We start from the raw sequence: 16464 nt of genomic DNA, 5'->3' as shown, positions 1-16464 counted from the left end.
GACCTGGCCACCTTGGTCGGGGTGTGACGAGACTGTCAAGACGCGCTCGCGCGTGGCGCCGGGTCCGCGCGGCGGGAGTGCGTCTTGACACCCGTGGGTAACGCCTCAAGACTTCCCGGCACGGACAGCGGACCATCGTCCGTATGCCGGTCGACCAGTGATGAGAGGTGCACTGACGAATGACCGCACAGCGACCCGTCCCGGGCGCGACACCGGGGCGGGGACCCCTCGCGGGTCTGCTGGTCGCCGACTTCTCCCGCGTCCTCGCCGGGCCGTACGCGACCATGCTGCTCGCCGACCTGGGCGCCGAGGTCGTCAAGGTCGAGAGCCCTGCCGGTGACGACACCCGCAGCTGGGCCCCGCCGGTCCGCGACGGCGTCTCCACCTACTACCTCGGCGTCAACCGCAACAAGCGGTCCATCGCACTGGACCTCAAGGACCCCGACGACGCGGCCGCGGCCCGGGAGCTGGCCCGCCGCGCGGACGTGCTGGTCGAGAACTTCAAGCCCGGCGGCCTGGCCCGCTTCGGCCTGGACTACGAGACCGTCGCCGAGGACAACCCCGGGGTCGTCTACGCCTCGATCAGCGGCTTCGGCAGCGGCCCGGAGGGCCGGAAGCTGCCCGGCTACGACCTCATCGTGCAGGCCATCTCCGGCCTGATGAGCCTCACCGGCGACCCGGACGGCGAGCCCTACCGCGCCGGGATCTCTGTCTTCGACGTGATGGCCGGGCTGCACGCGACGATCGGCGTGCTGAGTGCGCTCAACGCCCGGCACGAGAGCGGCCGGGGGCAGCACGTCGAGGTCAACCTGATGTCCTCGGCGCTGTCCGGGCTGGTCAACCACTCCAGCGCCTACGTCGCCGGCGGCGTCGTCCCGTTCCGGATGGGCAACAGCCACCCCAGCCTGTTCCCGTACGAGCCGCTGCCCTGCGCCGACGGCGACCTGATCATCACCGCCGGCAACAGCGGGCAGTTCCGCAAGCTGGTCGAGGTCCTGGGCGTGCCCGAGCTCGCCGACGACCCCCGGTTCCTGCGCAACGAGGACCGCACTGCCAACCGCGACCAGCTGCGGCCGCTGCTCGTCGAGCGGCTGCGCAGCCGCAGCAAGCACGAGTGGTTCCGCGACATCATCGCCGCCGGCGTGCCGTGCGGGCCGATCAACACCGTCGACCAGGGCGTCGCCTTCGCCGAGGAGGTGGGCCTGGACCCCGTGGTCACCGTGGGGGAGGGGGACGCCGCGGTGCCGTCGGTGCGCAACCCGATCAGGTTCTCTTCCACCCCGGCCGACTACCGCTTGCCCCCACCCCGGCTCGACGAGCACGGTGCGGAGATCCGCGAGTGGCTGGCCGCGCCGGCCGCCCGCACCGCCGACGGGGAGGAGGTCCAGGCGTGAGCGACGACGGCCGTCCCGTCTACCCGACGGCGCTGGGTGCCTCCAGCCTGGAGAGCATCACCCTGCTGGGGTCGGACCTGGCCCGCGACGTCATGGGCGAGGTCGGCTTCGGTGAGCTGGCCTTCTGGCTGGCCACGCAGCGGCGCCCGTCGAAGGGCGAGACCCGCGTCTTCGAGGCGGTCCTGGCGGCGCTGGCCGACCACGGCTTCACCCCGACTGCGATCGTCACCCGGCTGACCTACCTGTCCGCGCCGGACTCGGTGCAGGGCGCGCTGGCCGCGGGCCTGCTCGGCGGGGGCTCCCGGTTCCTCGGCGTGACGGAGGACTGCGGCCGCTTCCTGCACGACGTCCTCACCTCGGTGGAGGGCGAGCTGCCCACCGACGACGCCGGCTGGGACGCCCTGGCGCTGGAGACGGTCACCGCCCAGCGCGCGGCCCGGCGCTTCGTCCCGGGTCTGGGCCACCACGTGCACAAGAACGGCGACCCGCGGACCCCACGGCTGTTCGCGATCGCCGAGGAAGAGGGCCTCTACGGTCCGCACCTGTCGCTGTTCGCCGCGATCGGGCGCGTGCACTCCCAGGTGCTCGGCAAGACCCTGCCGCTCAACGGCGCCGGCGTGTGCGGAGCCGCGCTGGCCGACCTGGGGCTGCCCCTGGAGCTGCTGCGCGGGTTCGCGCTGCTGGCCCGCACCGCCGGGCTGATCGGCCAGCTGGCCGAGGAGCTGCGGCACCCGGTCGGCAACGAGGTCTTCCTGTCGGTGGACCTCAACAACCGGTCCGTCGCCCCCGACCCCTACGTCCCGGACCCGCTGCCGGGCACCCACTCGGACACCGACACCAACGGAGGTCGTCGTGGCTGAAGTAGCCGCGGTCATCGCATCCACGCACCACCCGTTCTTCTACCGCGCCAAGACCTCGACCGGCGCCGACCGGCCGCCGTTCGCGGACGAGTGGGTCGCCAAGCAGGCGGCCTTCGCCGAGACGCTCAACCGGGCCGAGCCCGACGTCCTGGTGATGGTGGGCAGCGACCACTTCCACCAGCTGTGGCTGGACAACATGCCCCAGTTCCTCGTCGGCAAGGCGCCCTGGTTCGACGCCAACTGGTACAACGAGGAGCGCGAGTTCGGCCTGCCCCGGTTGAAGCTGCGCGGCGAGGAGGACCTCGCGGCGCACATCCTGCGCGACGGGCTCGACCGCGACTTCGACCTGGCGTTCAGCAACGAGCTGCGGATCGACCACAGCATCACGTGCCCGATCATCGCGCTGCGCCCGGAGGCCGATCTGCCGATCGTGCCGATCTACACCAACATCTTCGCGCCGCCGCTGCCGCAGCCGCGGCGGTTCGTGCAGCTGGGCCGGGCGATCCGGGAGATGGTGGAGTCCTGGGAGAGCGACAAGCGGGTCGCGATCATCGGCACCGGCCACCTGTCGCTGGAGCTCGGCGGTCCGCGCCAGTTCGGTGAGCACGGGCCCGACCCCGAGTTCGACCGCAAGGCCATCGAGTGGATCGCCAGCGGCGACATCGAGGGCTGCCTGGCCGAGGTGACCCTGGAGAGCCTGCACCACCCGGGCAACGCCACCCACGGGTTCATGGACTTCATGCTGATGATGGGCGTCGCCGGCGAGGGGCAGAAGGCCGCGCACGTGGACAGCCTCGACCTGTTCCACACGATGGAGGCCTACTTCACCTGGTACCCCAACGGCGCGCCGGCCTGAGCCCGCGGACGACCGGAACGGAGATCCCCGCATGAGCAAGTACCTGCTCGACAAGTTCCTCTACACCGTCGACCGCGACCCCGAGCTGGTCGAGCGCTACCGGGAGGACCCGGCCGGCACGGTCGAGTGGTGGGAGGCCGAGATGGCCAACAAGCTGCTCAACTGCATCGACGCCGAGAAGTCGACCTGGCTGGCGTTCACCGAGGAGGAGCGGACGGCGCTGCGCGAGCACGACCACGTCACGCTGTTCCAGATGGGCGCCCACCCGTTCCTCACCCTCACGCTCTTCATCGCGATGTTCGAGCGTGACCACGGCCCGCTGGAGTACCAGAAGGCCTACGGCAAGGCGATGGAGCACGTCTCGATGCCCTACCCGGACATCGCCACCTGAGGAGGACCCCGAGCCCGCCGCCCCCGTCCCGGTCCCCCGGGGCGGGGGCGGTCCCGCATCCCGAGGAGGAGCCCGATGCGCGCCGCCGTCCTGCACACCCCCGGTGCGCCGCCGACGTTCGGTGCCCACCCCGACCCGCGGGCGGGGGAGGGGCGCACGCTGGTCCGGGTGACCGCGGCGCCGGTGGTCCCGCTCGACCAGCTGTGCGCCTCGGGCACCTCCTACTTCGGCACGCCGGCGACGCCCTACGTCCCCGGCGTGCAGGGCGTCGGCGAGGTGGTCGAGTCCGGGACGCACGCGCCCGGGACGCGGGTGTGGTTCGCGACGTCGGCCGGCATGGCCCCCGGCGACGGGAGCCTGGCCGAGCGGTGCTCGGTGCCCGACGCCGACGTCGTCCCGGTGACCGCGGCGGTGCCCGACGCCCTCGTGGCCGCCCTCGGGCTGTCCGCGGTCGCCGCGTGGATGGCGCTGACCTGGCGAGGGCGCATGCAGCCGGGGGAGCGGGTCCTGGTCCTGGGCGCCGGCGGCGCGGTCGGCCAGGTCGCCGTCGGTGCGGCGCGGTTGCTCGGCGCGGGCCGGGTGGTCGGCGTCTGCCGGTCGGCCGAGGCCGAGCAGCGCGCGCAGCGGGCCGGTGCCGACGCGGTGGTCCGGCTGTCGGGCGACGTGGACGCGCTGACCGCGCGGCTGGCCGAGGCCTGCGGCGGGGACGTCGACGTCGTCGTCGACCCGGTCTTCGGCGCCGCGGCGACGGCGGCCTCGCGGGTGCTCGCGCCGTTCGGGCGGCTGGTCAACCTCGGCGGCGCCTCCGGTGACAGCGCCGCCTTCTCCTCCTCGGTGCTGCGCAGCCGCAGCGCCGAGGTGCTGGGTTACACCAACAACGCGCTCACGGGGCAGCAGCGGGCCCAGGCGCTGACCGCCGTCCTCGGTCATGCCGAGCGCGGCGCCCTGGGCCTCGACCACGTCGTCCTCCCGCTCGAGGAGGTCGAACGCGGCTGGGCGCTCACGGCCCAGGGGGCCGGGCGCCGGGTCGTCCTCGTGCCCGAGGCCCCGGTCGGCTGAGGCCGCGCGGCCGCCGCGGGACGACGGCACCGCGCCGTCCGCCCGGCGGATGTGTCCCTTGACACAGGCCTGCGGCGCCGGGCAAGGTCGGGCTGTCCGCGACGCGGACAGTTGTCCACTCCCGCTCACTCGGGATTCCGCGCCTTGGAAGGACCTCTCGCCCCATGACCACGACCGCGCCGACCGCCGCCCCCGCGTACGACGGGGACATCTACACCGACGAGGCGCTGCTCGAGCCGTACGAGGACTACCGCGCCCTGCGCGAACTGGGCCCGGCGGTCTGGCTGTCGCAGCACGGCGCCTACGCCGTCGCGCGGTACGACGAGGCCCGCGCGGTCCTGATGGACTCCGACACCTTCCGCTCGGCCAACGGCATCGCGCTCAACGAGCCGGCCAACCAGGCGATCCTCGGGTGCACGCTGGCCAGTGACGGCGACCTGCACGCCCACCTGCGCCAGGTGGTGGCCAACCGGCTCACCCCGCGCGCGCTGCGGCCGATGAAGGACGTCGTCTCGGACAAGGCCGAGGAGCTCGTCGCCGGCCTGGTCGAGAAGGGCTCCTTCGACGCGGTCGCCGACCTGGCGCGGGCGCTGCCGCTGTCGATCGTCCCGGACTTCATCGGCTGGCCCCAGGAGGGCCGCGAGCACCTGCTGCGCTGGGCCGGCGCCAACTTCGACTCGTTCGGCCCGCTCAACGACCGGGCCCAGCGCGCGCTGCCCCAGTGCGGCGAGATGGCCGCGTTCGGCGCCGAGATCGTCCGCACCCGCAACGTCTCGCCGGGCAGCCTCGGGGCCGGCGTCCTGGAGTCGGTCGACAAGGGGGAGATCTCCACCGAGCAGGCGATGATGCTGATGCTCGACTACCTCGCCCCGTCGCTGGACACGACGATCAGCGCCGTCGGCAGCGCCATCTGGCTGTTCGCGCAGCACCCCGGCCAGTGGGACCTCGTGCGCGAGGACCCGAAGCTCATCCCGAACGCGGTCAACGAGGTGGTCCGCATCGAGTCCCCGATCCGCGCCTTCGGCCGGATCACCAGCCGGGACACCCGCATCGGCGACGTCGAGGTCCCCGAGGGCTCCCGCGTCCTGGTCATCTACGCCTCGGCCAACCGCGACGAGCGCAAGTTCGAGCGGCCCGACGAGTTCGACGTCACCCGCGCCAACGCCGTCCACCAGCTCGGGTTCGGCATGGGCGAGCACGGCTGCGCCGGTGCGGGCCTGGCCCGGATGGAGACCGAGTCGCTGCTGCGAGCACTGGCCCCGCGCGTCGCCCGCTTCCACCTGCAGGGCACCGAGCGCGCGCTGAACAACCTCATCCGCGCCTTCGGGCGGGTCGACGTCACCGTCGACCGCGCCTGAGCCCCTCCCGGTGCCCCGGGACCCGGATGCGGGGCACCGGGGTCAGCGGGCTGCCCGCAGCTCCTCGCCGATCCGCCGGCCCACGGTCTCCAGCAGGGCGGCGGCGTCGGTCATGCAGCGCGCCGGGTCGGGCTCGAGGTCGGTGAGCGCGTGGACGGCGGCCAGGCCGGCCGCCCGCGCCTCCTCGGGGCTGATGAGACTGCGCCCGGCCACCGCCACCACCGGCGTCCCGGCCGCGCGGGCGAGCGCGGCCAGCCCGATCGGGCCCTTGCCGCGCAGGCTCTGCGCGTCCAGCGACCCCTCACCGACGACCACCAGCGCGGCGCCGTGGACGACGTCGGCGAACCCGGTCAGCTGCAGCAGCAGCCCGACGCCGGGGGTCAGCCGCGCCCCGAGCACGCTCGACAGCCCGAACGCGATCCCGCCGGCAGCACCCGCGCCGGGGTCGTCCCGCCGGTCGGCACCGGTGGCCGCGGCGACGACGTCGGCCCAGCGGCCCAGGGCGGCGTCCAGCCGCGCCACCGCCGCGGGTGTCGCGCCCTTCTGCGGGCCGTAGACCGCGGCCGCGCCCGAGGGGCCGGTGAGCGGGTTGTCCACGTCGCAGGCGACGACGACCTCCGCGTCGGCCAGCCGCGGGTCCAGGCCGGCGAGGTCCAGCCGCGCCGCCTGCGCCAGGCCGGCGGCCCCGGGCGGGACGTCGTCCCCCTCGGCGGTGAGCACCCGCGCCCCGAGACCGACCAGGGCGCCCGCGCCGCCGTCGGTGGTGGCGCTGCCCCCGACGCCGAGGACCACCCGCCGGGCGCCGGCGTCGAGCGCGTCGGCGACCAGCCGGCCGACGCCGAGCGTCGAGGCGGACACCGCCGTCTCCTCGGTCGGGCCGCCCGGCGGGAGCAGCGCCAGGCCGGCAGCGGCGGACATCTCCAGCACCGCGGTGTCCCCGCGCACCGCGTACCGGGCGGTCACCGGGTCCCCGAGCGGCCCGGGGACGACGCAGCTGCGCGCCGTGAACCCGGCGGAGAGCACCATGTCCACGGTGCCCTCGCCACCGTCGGCGATCGGCTGCTCGACGATCTCGGCGTCCGGCAGGGTCGCACGCAGCCCCCGGGTCAGTGCCGCGGCGACCTGGGGAGCGCTCAGCGAGCCCTTGAACTTGTCGGGCGCCAGCACGATCCGGGCCACGGGGGTCACCCGACGAGGTAGGGGATCGTCTGCGGCCCCTCGGGGAGGTAGCAGACCCGGGCGCGGGGGCCGTGCCGCTCCACGGCCTCGGTGACCGCCCCGGACAGGTCGCTCACCGGGACCAGGTGGGCGGCCCGGACCTCCTCCGGCGGCAGCCCCGAGCAGAACAGCTGCACCTGCGCCTTGGCGAGGATCCGGGCCAGCACCTGCACCTGCCACTGGTCGGGCACGCTGAACCCGGGGGAGCCGATCAGCTCCAGCAGCCCGGCCGGGTCGGGGGCCGAGCCCAGGACCTCGGCGAAGGAGCCGTGGGCGGGCAGCCCGTCGGCGCACTCGGCCGCGACCACGACCGTCCCGCCGGGGCGGACCACCCGCTCGGCGGCGGCCATGCCCTTCACCGCCTGGTAGAGGTTCTGGTCGAGGGGGAAGCCGGAGTTGGTCGTCACGACGACGTCCATCGGTTCGGGGACCGCGCGCATGGCGGCGGCGCGGGCCAGCTCGCAGGCCTGCGCGTGCATCGCGGTCAGCTCGCCGCAGACCACGTGGGTGATCCGCTTGGCGCGGTCCAGCAGCACGTCGAGGGCCAGGTCCGGCGGTGCGACGGCCGCGCACGCCCGGATGTCGCGGTGCACCGGGTTGTCCTCGACCACGCCCCAGGTCGCCAGCGGGCTGCCGATGCGCGCGGCGTCGTGCAGCACCATCACCGTGTCCAGGCCGGCCAGCCCCGGGGCGACCATCTTCGGGCCACCGCTGAAGCCCGCGAAGAAGTGCGGTTCGACGAAGCCGGTGGTGATCCGCAGGTCGGCCTCGAGCCACCGGGAGTTCAGCCAGAGCGGCACGCCGTCCCCCACCGTGCCGACGAAGGTCAGGGAGTCCCGGTCCCGCGCGTCGTGGTTGACGACCTCGCAGCGGGCGACGACCTCGTCGCCCAGCATCTCCCGGAGCTCCTCGGGGGTGTTGCCCCGGTGGGTCCCCGTGGCGACGAGGACGGTGATCTCGCAGCCGCGGGCCGCCCCGTCGATCTCCTCCAGCAGGGCGCGCAGCACCGGCTCCCGCGGCTGGGCGCGGGTGCCGTCGCAGACCGACACCGCGATGGACATGCCGTCGCGGACCAGCGCGGCCAGCGGAGGAGCGCCGAGGGGCGCGCGCAGCGCGGCCCGCAGCGCCCCGGGGGCGTCGGCCAGGGCGGGGTCGTCGTGCGGCGTGACGACCAGGGCGCCGGGCGCGAGGGGCACCTCGACGGTGCCGCGGCCGTAGGCCAGGGACACCGTGTCGGCCGGGGAGGTCAGGGTCATCGCGAGGCCGTCCGTCCAGGAGTCCGTATGCCGACGGCGGGGCGAGCCGCAGCCGCCGGGAGGAGTGTCACGGCTCCAGTCTGCCCGCTCGGTCCCGCCTTCCACCCCGAGGATGTGTCCCTTGACACAGGCGGAGGTTCCAGCAAAGACTTGTCCACGGATGGTTGTCCGGTAGACGGACAGATGTACGTCGCGCCGAGCGGGGCGCCACCTGACGCGCCGCTCCCCCTCGACCCGCCCGAGCCCGACTCGGCAGAACAGGAGCCACCATGACGACGACCGCATCCGACACGGCGACCGGCCGCTCCGCCGGCCGGGAGCCCGCCGACCTCGTGGCGGCGGCGCGCGCGATGCAGTCGCTGATCCGGGAGAACGCCCCCGCCAACGAGGCCGCGGGCAAGCTCGTCGACGCCGTCGACGACGCGCTGCACGAGGCGGGCCTCTACGGGATGTGGACCCCGCGCGAGCTGGGGGGCGCCGAGTGCGACCCGATCTCCTCCCTCGAGATCGTCCAGGCGCTCGCCTCGGCCGACCCCTCCACCGCGTGGGTGCAGATGGCCGCCTCCCTGGCCATCGGCACGGGTGGCGCCTACCTCTCCGACGAGGCGGTCAAGGAGATGTTCTCCGGCGAGCGCCTCCCCGTCGTGGCCGGTCAGGGCACCCGTCCCGGGAAGGCCGTCACCGACGGCGACGGCTTCCGGCTCTCCGGTGACTGGAGCTTCGCCTCCGGCATCAAGCACTCCCAGTGGATCCACACGCTGGGCATCATCGAGGAGACCGGCCAGCCGCGGATCTTCGTCCTGCCCGTCGAGAAGGCCGAGCTGATCGAGACCTGGGACGTCATGGGTCTCAAGGCGACCGGCAGCATCGACTACAAGATCCGCGACGTGTTCGTGCCGGAGACCTTCACCCACCTGGGCCCGGTCGAGACGCCGGAGCGCGGTGGCTGGATCTTCAAGCTCGGCATCATGCACTTCGCGCTCATCGGGCACTCCGGCTGGGCGCTGGGCCTGGCGCGGCGCATGCTCGACGACCTCGCCGACTCGGTGCGCGCCAAGGCCGGCCGTGCCGGGTCGATGGCCGAGAACCCCCGCTTCCACGCGATCTACGGCGAGCTCGAGGCCAAGTACCACGCCGCCCGGGCCTTCGTGTACGAGGTGTGGCGGGACGCCACCGAGACCCTGGAGAACGGCGGCGAGCTCGACGTCGACCAGCGCACCAGGCTGCGGCTGGCGCTGTACAACGCCACCTGGACGGCCGAGGCCATCAGCGTCGAGGTCTACAAGGCCGCCGGCACCGCTGCGCTGCGCACCGGGCCGATGCAGCAGTTCTTCCGCGACATGCACGCCGGCACCCAGCACGTCACGTCGGCGCCGCACGTCCTCGAGGGGTGCGGGAAGTACCTGGCCGGCCTGGCGCCGGACCACACCTGGCTGTACATGAACCTCGTGCCGCAGGGCTGAGCCGCACCGACGACGGCCGGACCGGGAGGCTCCCTCCCGGTCCGGCCGTCGTCGTCCGGGGCGGCGACGCGACGAGGGCGGGGTGGGATCGGATCCCGCCCCGCCCTCGTGTGCGAGAGGTCAGCCGACGCCGGCCGCGGACCTCACCGGCCGGCGGCGTCCGAGCCCAGGAGGAAGCCCAGGACCTCCTCGGCGACCTCGTCCGGCCGCTCGTGGTGCAGGCCGTGCCGGGTGCGCGGCAGGTCGCGGAGCACCGCGCCGGGGATCGCCTTCGCGTAGGCCTCGCTGTGCTCCCGCGGGATGATCACGTCGATCTCCGCGGCGATGACCAGCGTGGGGCAGGTGATGCGCGGCAGTCGGGCGGGCAGCTCCGGGTCGTGCAGGTACGGGTCGCGGGCGAACCGGGCGAAGGCCGCCATGTCCTTCTCCGTCTGCGCGATCTGCTCCGGGGTGGGCGGGGCGGAGAGTGCCGCCTCGACCATCGCGTCGTCGTAGAACAGCGCGCGGACCAGGTCCGGCGGGGCCATGGAGAACAGGTCGGCCGGAGGCGCCTCCGGGACCTCGAGGCCGGCCGGTGCCATCAGCACCAGGTGCTCGACCCGGTCGGGGATGGTGCTCACCAGCTCGGCGGCCGTCCAGCCACCGAACGATGCCCCGACGACGTCGAGCCGGTCGATGCCGAGCTCGTCCAGCAGGCGGATGTAGTGCTGCACCAGGTCGGCCATGGTGGCGACCTCGGGGAGCTCGTCGCTGCGGCCGAAGCCGGGGTGGTCGGGGGCGATCAGGTCGACCGCCTGCGCCATCCGCTCGTGGAACGGCTCCCAGTTGCCTGCGCCGCCGGCGGCGTGCAGGAACAGGACCGGGCGGCCCGACCCCTGGCGGAAGAGGCTGATCTCCCCCGAGCCCATCGGCAGCCTGGTCGGGGTCGGTCCAGCACCCGGAACGCTCACGCTCAACTCCTCCTCGAGAACCGCAACGGACAGTCGTCCGCCTCGCCCGCGACCGTGACGCAAGACAAGTCCGGCTGTCAACGGGCTGTCCACGCAGCGGAGGGTCGATCGTCCATCCCACCGGCCACAGGAGGCCCGGCCGGCCGTTCGCCGGCATCCACGGACAGGTGTACGGCCTGCGGTTGACACGGCGTGTGGCCGCTGTCACCCTTCCGGGGACCACGACGCCCGGCCCGGCCGCGGCCGCTCGGTGCCCCGTGGACCGCGGACCGGCCCGGCCGGGGATCACCGAGCACGGAGCCGGCGTGGACGTCGCCCGCACCGCCTTCCGGTGGGCGTCGCTGGACGGGGACGGCTGTGAGCCGGCCGGTCCCTCCGCGGCCCCGCCGTCGACGACACCCGGAGGTCCTCTTGATGACCCAGTCCACCGAGTCCGCCGCCGCGCACGTGGAGACGGTCACCCCGCCGGCCGAGCCGCCGGTCGACCCGGAGCTGCAGGCGCGTTTCCGCGAGGTGATGGCCGGGGTCCCCACCCCGGTCTCGGTGATCACCAGCACGACCGGCGGGCTGCCGCACGGCACGACCGTGAGCGCGTTCGCCTCCCTGTCGATGGACCCGCCGATGGTCCTGGTCTCCCTCGACCGCGGGTCGGACCTGCTGGCCGTCGTCCGGGAGTCCGGGCGCTTCGGGGTGAACGTGCTCGGCGCGCACCAGTCGCACCTCGCGCTGGCGTTCGCCAAGAAGGGCGGCACCGGCAAGTTCTCCGGCGTCCGGTGGGAGATCGACTCCGACCTGCCCCGGCTGCCCGGCGCGCCCGGGTGGCTGGCCTGCGAGGTGGCCGCCCTGGTGGACGGCGGCGACCACGTCGTCGCCCTGGGCGCCGTGGTGGCGGCCGAGACGACCGAGGGCCGGCCGCTGACCTACCACGGCCGGGTCTTCGGGACCCACGCCGCGCTCGAGACCGACTGAGCGACGCACGCCTGCCGCGCCCCCGCTCAGGCGGTCGCCGGACCCTCCTGTGGCCGGGCGATCTCGACGTGCGGCCGGGACTGCCACAGCGCCCACTCGGCGCTGATCTCGCCGGCCGTGCGGAGCAGCAGGGGCAGGTGTTCCTGCACCAGCCGCTCGGTGGAGGTCTCGGCGGCGTGCACGGTGACGTTCATGGCCGCGCGGACCGCGCCGGTGCGGTCCCGGACCGGGACGGCCACCGAGCGGATGCCGGGCGCCAGCTCCTCGTCGGCCAGTGCCCAGCCGCGGGCACGGACGCGGACCAGCTCGTCGCGCAGCTGCTCGGGGGAGGGGTCCGCGGCCGGCGGGAGCCCGGCGCGGCTGGGCTCGGCGAGCGCGGCGTCGAGTTCGTCGGGGGACAGCGCGGCGAGCAGCACCTTGCCCTGCGAGGTGCGGACGGCGGGGAAGCGGGTGCCGATCTCGACCCGCAGGGTGATGATCCTCGGCACCGACACCCGGGCGACGTAGACGATGTCGGAGCCGTCGAGCTGGGCCATGGACGACGACTCGCCCGTCCTCGCGACCAGCGCCTCGAGGTGCGGCCGTGCGATGTCCCAGAGGCCCAGCGAGCTGACGTAGGCCATGCCGAGGCTCAGCACGCGTGGCGTGAGCTGGAAGGCGCCGCCGGAGGTGCGGACGAAGCCCATCTCCTCGAGGGTCAGCAGCAGCCGGCGCGCTGTCGGCCGGGCCAGCCCGGTGGCGGTGGCGACCTCGGTGAGCGTCATGGTGGGGCGGTCCGCGCTGAACGCGGCGATGACGTCGAGACCCCGTGCGAGGGCCTCAACGAAGTCCGGCCCGGTACCCCGTCCGGCCATCGGCTCCCCCTCCGCGTCGACGCAGGACGGGCCGACGATATCGACGGGAGCGGGAGCGCGTGCCCGTCCGCGCCGTTCCGCCGGTCGGGGCCACCCCGACGGGGGACGTACACGCCCGGTTCGGGCCGACGTGCCGCAGCGCCGGCGGGCGACACGCCGCTCCTCGGCGGCGACGGGGTGCCGGGCGCCGTCCGCAGCCACCGGGTGCGCCAGTCCGGTGAGGTCGAGGAGGTGGGCCAGGAGGGGGGAGGGACCCTCGACCCGCACCGTCCGACCGCGGCCGGACGCCAGGACGGCGGCTCGGGCCAGCGCCCGCACGCCGGCCACGTCGCAGGAGGGGACCTGAGCCGCGTCGACGCGCCACCCCGGGTGCGGTGACAGGCCGAGCGCCGCCAGGGCGTCGTGCAGGTGGTGGGCGCAGGTGCGGCCGAGGTCGCCCTCGAGGCGCACGCGCCCGGCGCGCAGGTCCACCGAGACCAGCAGGGAGCGTGGGAAGCCATCGGACCGGGGGTGCGGCTGCCTGCGCGAGACGTCCCCCCCGCGCGAGGGCGCCGGGCGGCGGCAGCTCCGGACGCCGCGGCACCTCGCTGTGTGCGCAACTCCGGCCGGACCTTCGACCGGAGCCGGTCGGTATCAGAACTCGGGACCCCGCGCCCGCGCGCCGCCGAGAGCGGTCCCGTTCCCCGGTGGTGGGCCACTACCGTTGCGGGGACGATGCCGCGGACTGCAGGAAGCCGGTCGGCGGAACGACGGGATGGTGGCCAGGTGGTGACGACACGGCGTGACCTCGTGGTGATCGGGGCCTCGGCGGGTGGGGTGGAGGCACTGCGCGAACTGCTGGCCGGCCTCCCCGCCGGCCTGCCCGCCGCCGTGCTTGTGGTGCTGCACATGCCCCCGAGCTCCCGCAGCGCCCTGCCGGAGATCCTCGACCGGGTGGCCACGCTGCCGGTCCGCGCGGCCCGCCAGGACGCTCCCCTCGAGCGCGGGACGGTCACCGTCTGCGTGCCCGACCACCACCTGATGGTGGTCGACGGCCGGGTCGCGCTGACCCGGGGGCCGCGGGAGAACGGGCACCGCCCCGCGGTGGACGTCCTGTTCCGCTCCACGGCCCGGACGGCCGGGCCCCGCGTGGTGGGGGTGGTGCTCTCCGGCGCCCTCGACGACGGGACGGCGGGCATGGTGTCCATCCGGGCGCGCGGCGGCGTGGGCGTGGTGCAGCACCCCGCCGACGCGATGTACGCCAGCATGCCCCAGCACGCGCTGGAGGTCGCCGGAGCCGAGTACGCGGTGCCGGTCGCGGAGATGGGGGCGCTGCTCGGCCGGCTGGTGACCGAGGAGGTGGAGGTGGACGACGTGCAGCCACCGACCGAGCTCATGGAGACGGAGACCGCGATGGCCGAACTCGACGGCGACGCCTTCGAGGACGCGGAGCGACCCGGCGTCCCCTCCGGCTTCGGCTGCCCCAGCTGCCACGGGGCGCTCTTCTCGATCACCGAGGGCGCGATGGAGCGCTACCGCTGCCGGGTGGGCCACGCCTGGTCGCCGGAGGCGCTGGCCCAGGAGCAGTCGCAGGCGCTGGAGGGCGCGCTGTGGATGGCGTTGCGCGGCCTGGAGGAGCGGGCCGCGCTCAGCCTGCACATGGGCCGGCGCGCCGCGGAGCGCGGCCACAGCCACAGCGAACGGCGCTTCCGGCAGCGGCACGACGAGGCACAGGACGCCGCGGCGCTGCTGCGGGGGCTGCTGCACCGGGGCGAGTTGAGCGCATCGACGCTGCCCGACGAGATCAGCGAGGCCTGACCACATGGACGCACGGACCGGTGGGCGGCACCCGGCGGAGGACGCCACCGGCCCCTCGAGCGCCGGACCCTCCGGCGACGGCGCACTGGACGACGGCGCACTGGACGACGGCGCACTGGACGACGGCGCACTGGACGACGGCGTACTGGACGAGGGCGCACTGGACGACGGCGCGCTGGAGGAGTCGCTCGGTGATGCGACCGCGGGATCCGATCCGGAGTTCGAGGCGCTCCTGGCCCACCTGCGCGAGCGCCGGGGCTTCGACTTCACCGGCTACAAGCGCCCGAGCCTGGTGCGGAGGGTCCGGCGGCGCATGGCCGAGGTGGGCATCGACTCCTTCCCCGAGTACCAGGACCACCTCGAGGTCCACCCGGACGAGTTCACGCCGCTGTTCAACACCATCCTGATCAACGTCACGAGCTTCTTCCGCGACCGGGCGGCCTGGGACCACCTCCGGGAGGACCTGCTGCCCGGGCTGCTGGCCTCGTGCGGGCCCAGGATCCGGGTGTGGAGCGCCGGCTGCGCCTCGGGGCAGGAGGCCTACAGCCTGGCGATCCTGCTCGCCGACGCGCTGGGGGTCGAGCGGTTCCGCGAGCGGGTGAAGATCTACGCCACCGACATCGACGACGACGCGCTCGCCGCCGCCCGCCAGGCCCTGTTCACCGAACGGGAGATGACCGGCCTCACCCCGGCCCAGGTCCGGGGGTACTTCACCGTCGAGGGCAGCCGGTACGCCTTCCGCAAGGACCTGCGGCGCTCGGTGATCTTCGGCCGCAACGACCTCGTGCAGGACGCACCGATCTCGCACATCGACCTGCTGCTGTGCCGGAACACCCTGATGTACTTCACCGCCGAGACGCAGGCGCGGATCCTGGGCCGGCTGCACTACGCGCTCAACCCCACCGGCCTGCTGTTCCTCGGCAAGGCCGAGATGCTCCTGTCGCACAACCAGCTGTTCAGCCCGGTCGACCTCACCCGCCGGTTCTTCCGCAAGCGCGACGGGGGCCTCCCGCCGGAACGGCGTCCCCAGGTCCCGACAATCCGGGCGGTCCCCGACCCCGCCGGTGAGGACCTGGCACGGCTCCGGCGGGAGGCGATGCTCTCCGGGCCGGCTGCCCAGCTGGCCATCGACGCCGAGGGTCGGCTGGCCATGGTCAACCGGCAGGCGGAGCGGGCGTTCGGCATCGACCAGCGCGACGTCGGCCGACCCTTCCAGGACCTGGAGATCTCCTACCGGCCGGTGGAGCTGCGCTCCTCGATCGCGGAGGCGGTGCAGCAGCGCCGTCCGATGTGGGTCCGCGGGGTGGAGCGGCGGCGGCCGGGTCAGGAGCCGGTGGTGTTCGACGTCCAGGTCGTCCCCGTCCTCCGGGAGGACGGCGGGCTGCTGGGGACGACGGTCGTCTTCGAGGACGTCACCCGGTACCGGCGGCTGCAGCGGGAGCTGGAGTTCGCCAACCGGCAGCTGGAGACCGCCTACGAGGAGCTGCAGTCGGCCAACGAGGAGCTGGAGACGACCAACGAGGAGCTCCAGTCGACGGTCGAGGAGCTGGAGACGACCAACGAGGAGCTCCAGTCGACCAACGAGGAACTGGAGACGATGAACGAGGAGCTCCAGTCGATGAACGACGAGCTCCACTCCACCAACGAGGAGCTGCGGGCCAGCACCGACGAGGTGGGGGCGGTCAACCGGTTCATGAACGGCGTGCTGAGCAGCTTCCGGGCGGGGGTGGCCGTGGTCGACACCGACCTGCGCGTCCTGGTGTGGAACGTCGCCGCCGAGGACCTCTGGGGTCTGCGCGAGGACGAGGTGCGGGGCCGGTACCTGCTCAACCTGGACACGGGCCTGCCCATGGCGCCGCTGCACCCGTTGCTCCGCCGGCAGGTGTCCGACCAGGCGGGCGGGCACGACACGGTGGAGGTCGACGCGGTGAACCGGCGCGGCCGGCCGGTGCGGGTCCGGGTGACCGTCACCCCGTTCAGCGAGACGCCGGGGGAGCGCCGCGGCGCCGTGGTCCTCATGGACCCGATCGCCTGATCGA

At 74.2% G+C, this 16464-nt stretch carries 14 protein-coding genes and 1 pseudogene; 10 read left to right on the top strand and 5 right to left on the bottom strand.

From position 1 onward, the window contains the following. Positions 1 to 179: 179 nt before the first annotated feature. From ACI79C_RS08840 to ACI79C_RS08815, 6 genes are all read left to right on the top strand, one after another. On the top strand, positions 180 to 1394 hold the full coding sequence (locus ACI79C_RS08840) for a CaiB/BaiF CoA transferase family protein (protein ID WP_456945264.1): 1215 nt from the start codon (positions 180 to 182) through the stop codon (positions 1392 to 1394). Then, positions 1391 to 2254 (top strand): citryl-CoA lyase, encoded by an 864-nt coding sequence (locus ACI79C_RS08835; RefSeq protein WP_456945263.1) that lies wholly within the window; start codon positions 1391 to 1393, stop codon positions 2252 to 2254. Before ACI79C_RS08840 ends, ACI79C_RS08835 begins: the two co-directional genes overlap by 4 nt. Then, positions 2247 to 3110 carry a DODA-type extradiol aromatic ring-opening family dioxygenase gene (locus ACI79C_RS08830; RefSeq protein ID WP_456945262.1) on the top strand — a complete coding sequence of 288 codons (864 nt, stop codon included), beginning with the start codon at positions 2247 to 2249 and terminating at the stop codon, positions 3108 to 3110. Before ACI79C_RS08835 ends, ACI79C_RS08830 begins: the two co-directional genes overlap by 8 nt. 31 nt (positions 3111 to 3141) lie before the next feature. Then, a complete protein-coding gene (locus tag ACI79C_RS08825) occupies positions 3142 to 3501 on the top strand; it encodes a hypothetical protein (RefSeq protein ID WP_456945261.1) in 360 nt (119 codons plus the stop codon). A 75-nt stretch (positions 3502 to 3576) separates the two neighbouring features. After that, positions 3577 to 4560, top strand: coding sequence for a quinone oxidoreductase family protein (locus ACI79C_RS08820; RefSeq protein WP_456945260.1), 984 nt, complete (start codon positions 3577 to 3579; stop codon positions 4558 to 4560). Between the two features lie 164 nt (positions 4561 to 4724). After that, the gene (locus ACI79C_RS08815; RefSeq protein WP_456945259.1) at positions 4725 to 5918 is read left to right on the top strand and encodes a cytochrome P450; all 1194 of its coding nucleotides are present in this window, start codon (positions 4725 to 4727) and stop codon (positions 5916 to 5918) included. 42 nt (positions 5919 to 5960) lie between these two features. Here the strand turns inward: ACI79C_RS08815 and ACI79C_RS08810 are convergent, their stop codons facing one another. After that, on the bottom strand, positions 5961 to 7106 hold the full coding sequence (locus ACI79C_RS08810; RefSeq protein ID WP_456945258.1) for a glycerate kinase: 1146 nt from the start codon (positions 7104 to 7106) through the stop codon (positions 5961 to 5963). Next, complete coding sequence (gene larA, locus ACI79C_RS08805) at positions 7103 to 8392, bottom strand: nickel-dependent lactate racemase (protein ID WP_456945257.1); 1290 nt, start codon at positions 8390 to 8392, stop codon at positions 7103 to 7105. The genes ACI79C_RS08810 and larA overlap by 4 nt, the downstream gene beginning before the upstream one ends. Before the next feature lie 269 nt (positions 8393 to 8661). Between larA and ACI79C_RS08800 the strand changes: the two genes are divergently transcribed. Next, positions 8662 to 9855: an acyl-CoA dehydrogenase family protein gene (locus tag ACI79C_RS08800; RefSeq protein WP_456945256.1), complete on the top strand. Its 1194-nt coding sequence runs from the start codon at positions 8662 to 8664 to the stop codon at positions 9853 to 9855. 143 nt (positions 9856 to 9998) lie between these two features. Here the strand turns inward: ACI79C_RS08800 and ACI79C_RS08795 are convergent, their stop codons facing one another. Beyond that, the gene (locus ACI79C_RS08795; protein ID WP_456945255.1) at positions 9999 to 10805 is read right to left on the bottom strand and encodes an alpha/beta fold hydrolase; all 807 of its coding nucleotides are present in this window, start codon (positions 10803 to 10805) and stop codon (positions 9999 to 10001) included. Positions 10806 to 11219: 414 nt separating this feature from the next. On the opposite strand from ACI79C_RS08795, the gene ACI79C_RS08790 reads away from it, so the two are divergent. After that, positions 11220 to 11774, top strand: coding sequence for a flavin reductase family protein (locus ACI79C_RS08790; RefSeq protein WP_456945254.1), 555 nt, complete (start codon positions 11220 to 11222; stop codon positions 11772 to 11774). A gap of 26 nt (positions 11775 to 11800) precedes the next feature. On the opposite strand, the gene ACI79C_RS08785 is transcribed toward ACI79C_RS08790, so the two are convergent. Both ACI79C_RS08785 and ACI79C_RS08780 read right to left on the bottom strand, forming a co-directional pair. Continuing rightward, positions 11801 to 12628 (bottom strand): IclR family transcriptional regulator domain-containing protein, encoded by an 828-nt coding sequence (locus tag ACI79C_RS08785; RefSeq protein WP_456945309.1) that lies wholly within the window; start codon positions 12626 to 12628, stop codon positions 11801 to 11803. Between the two features lie 222 nt (positions 12629 to 12850). Next, positions 12851 to 13078, bottom strand: a pseudogene (locus ACI79C_RS08780) (STAS domain-containing protein); the annotation flags it as partial. Positions 13079 to 13393: 315 nt separating this feature from the next. On the opposite strand from ACI79C_RS08780, the gene ACI79C_RS08775 reads away from it, so the two are divergent. Together ACI79C_RS08775 and ACI79C_RS08770 are read left to right on the top strand one after the other, a co-directional pair. After that, entirely contained in the window at positions 13394 to 14425 is a 1032-nt protein-coding gene (locus ACI79C_RS08775) for a chemotaxis protein CheB (protein ID WP_456945253.1), read from the top strand. A gap of 4 nt (positions 14426 to 14429) precedes the next feature. Then, positions 14430 to 16460, top strand: coding sequence for a CheR family methyltransferase (locus tag ACI79C_RS08770; protein ID WP_456945252.1), 2031 nt, complete (start codon positions 14430 to 14432; stop codon positions 16458 to 16460). Positions 16461 to 16464: the final 4 nt, after the last annotated feature.

The organism is Geodermatophilus sp. SYSU D00697 (assembly GCF_054050175.1).
The sequence above is the reverse complement of the archived record's forward strand: the minus strand, read 5'-3'. Positions and strand labels throughout refer to the sequence as shown.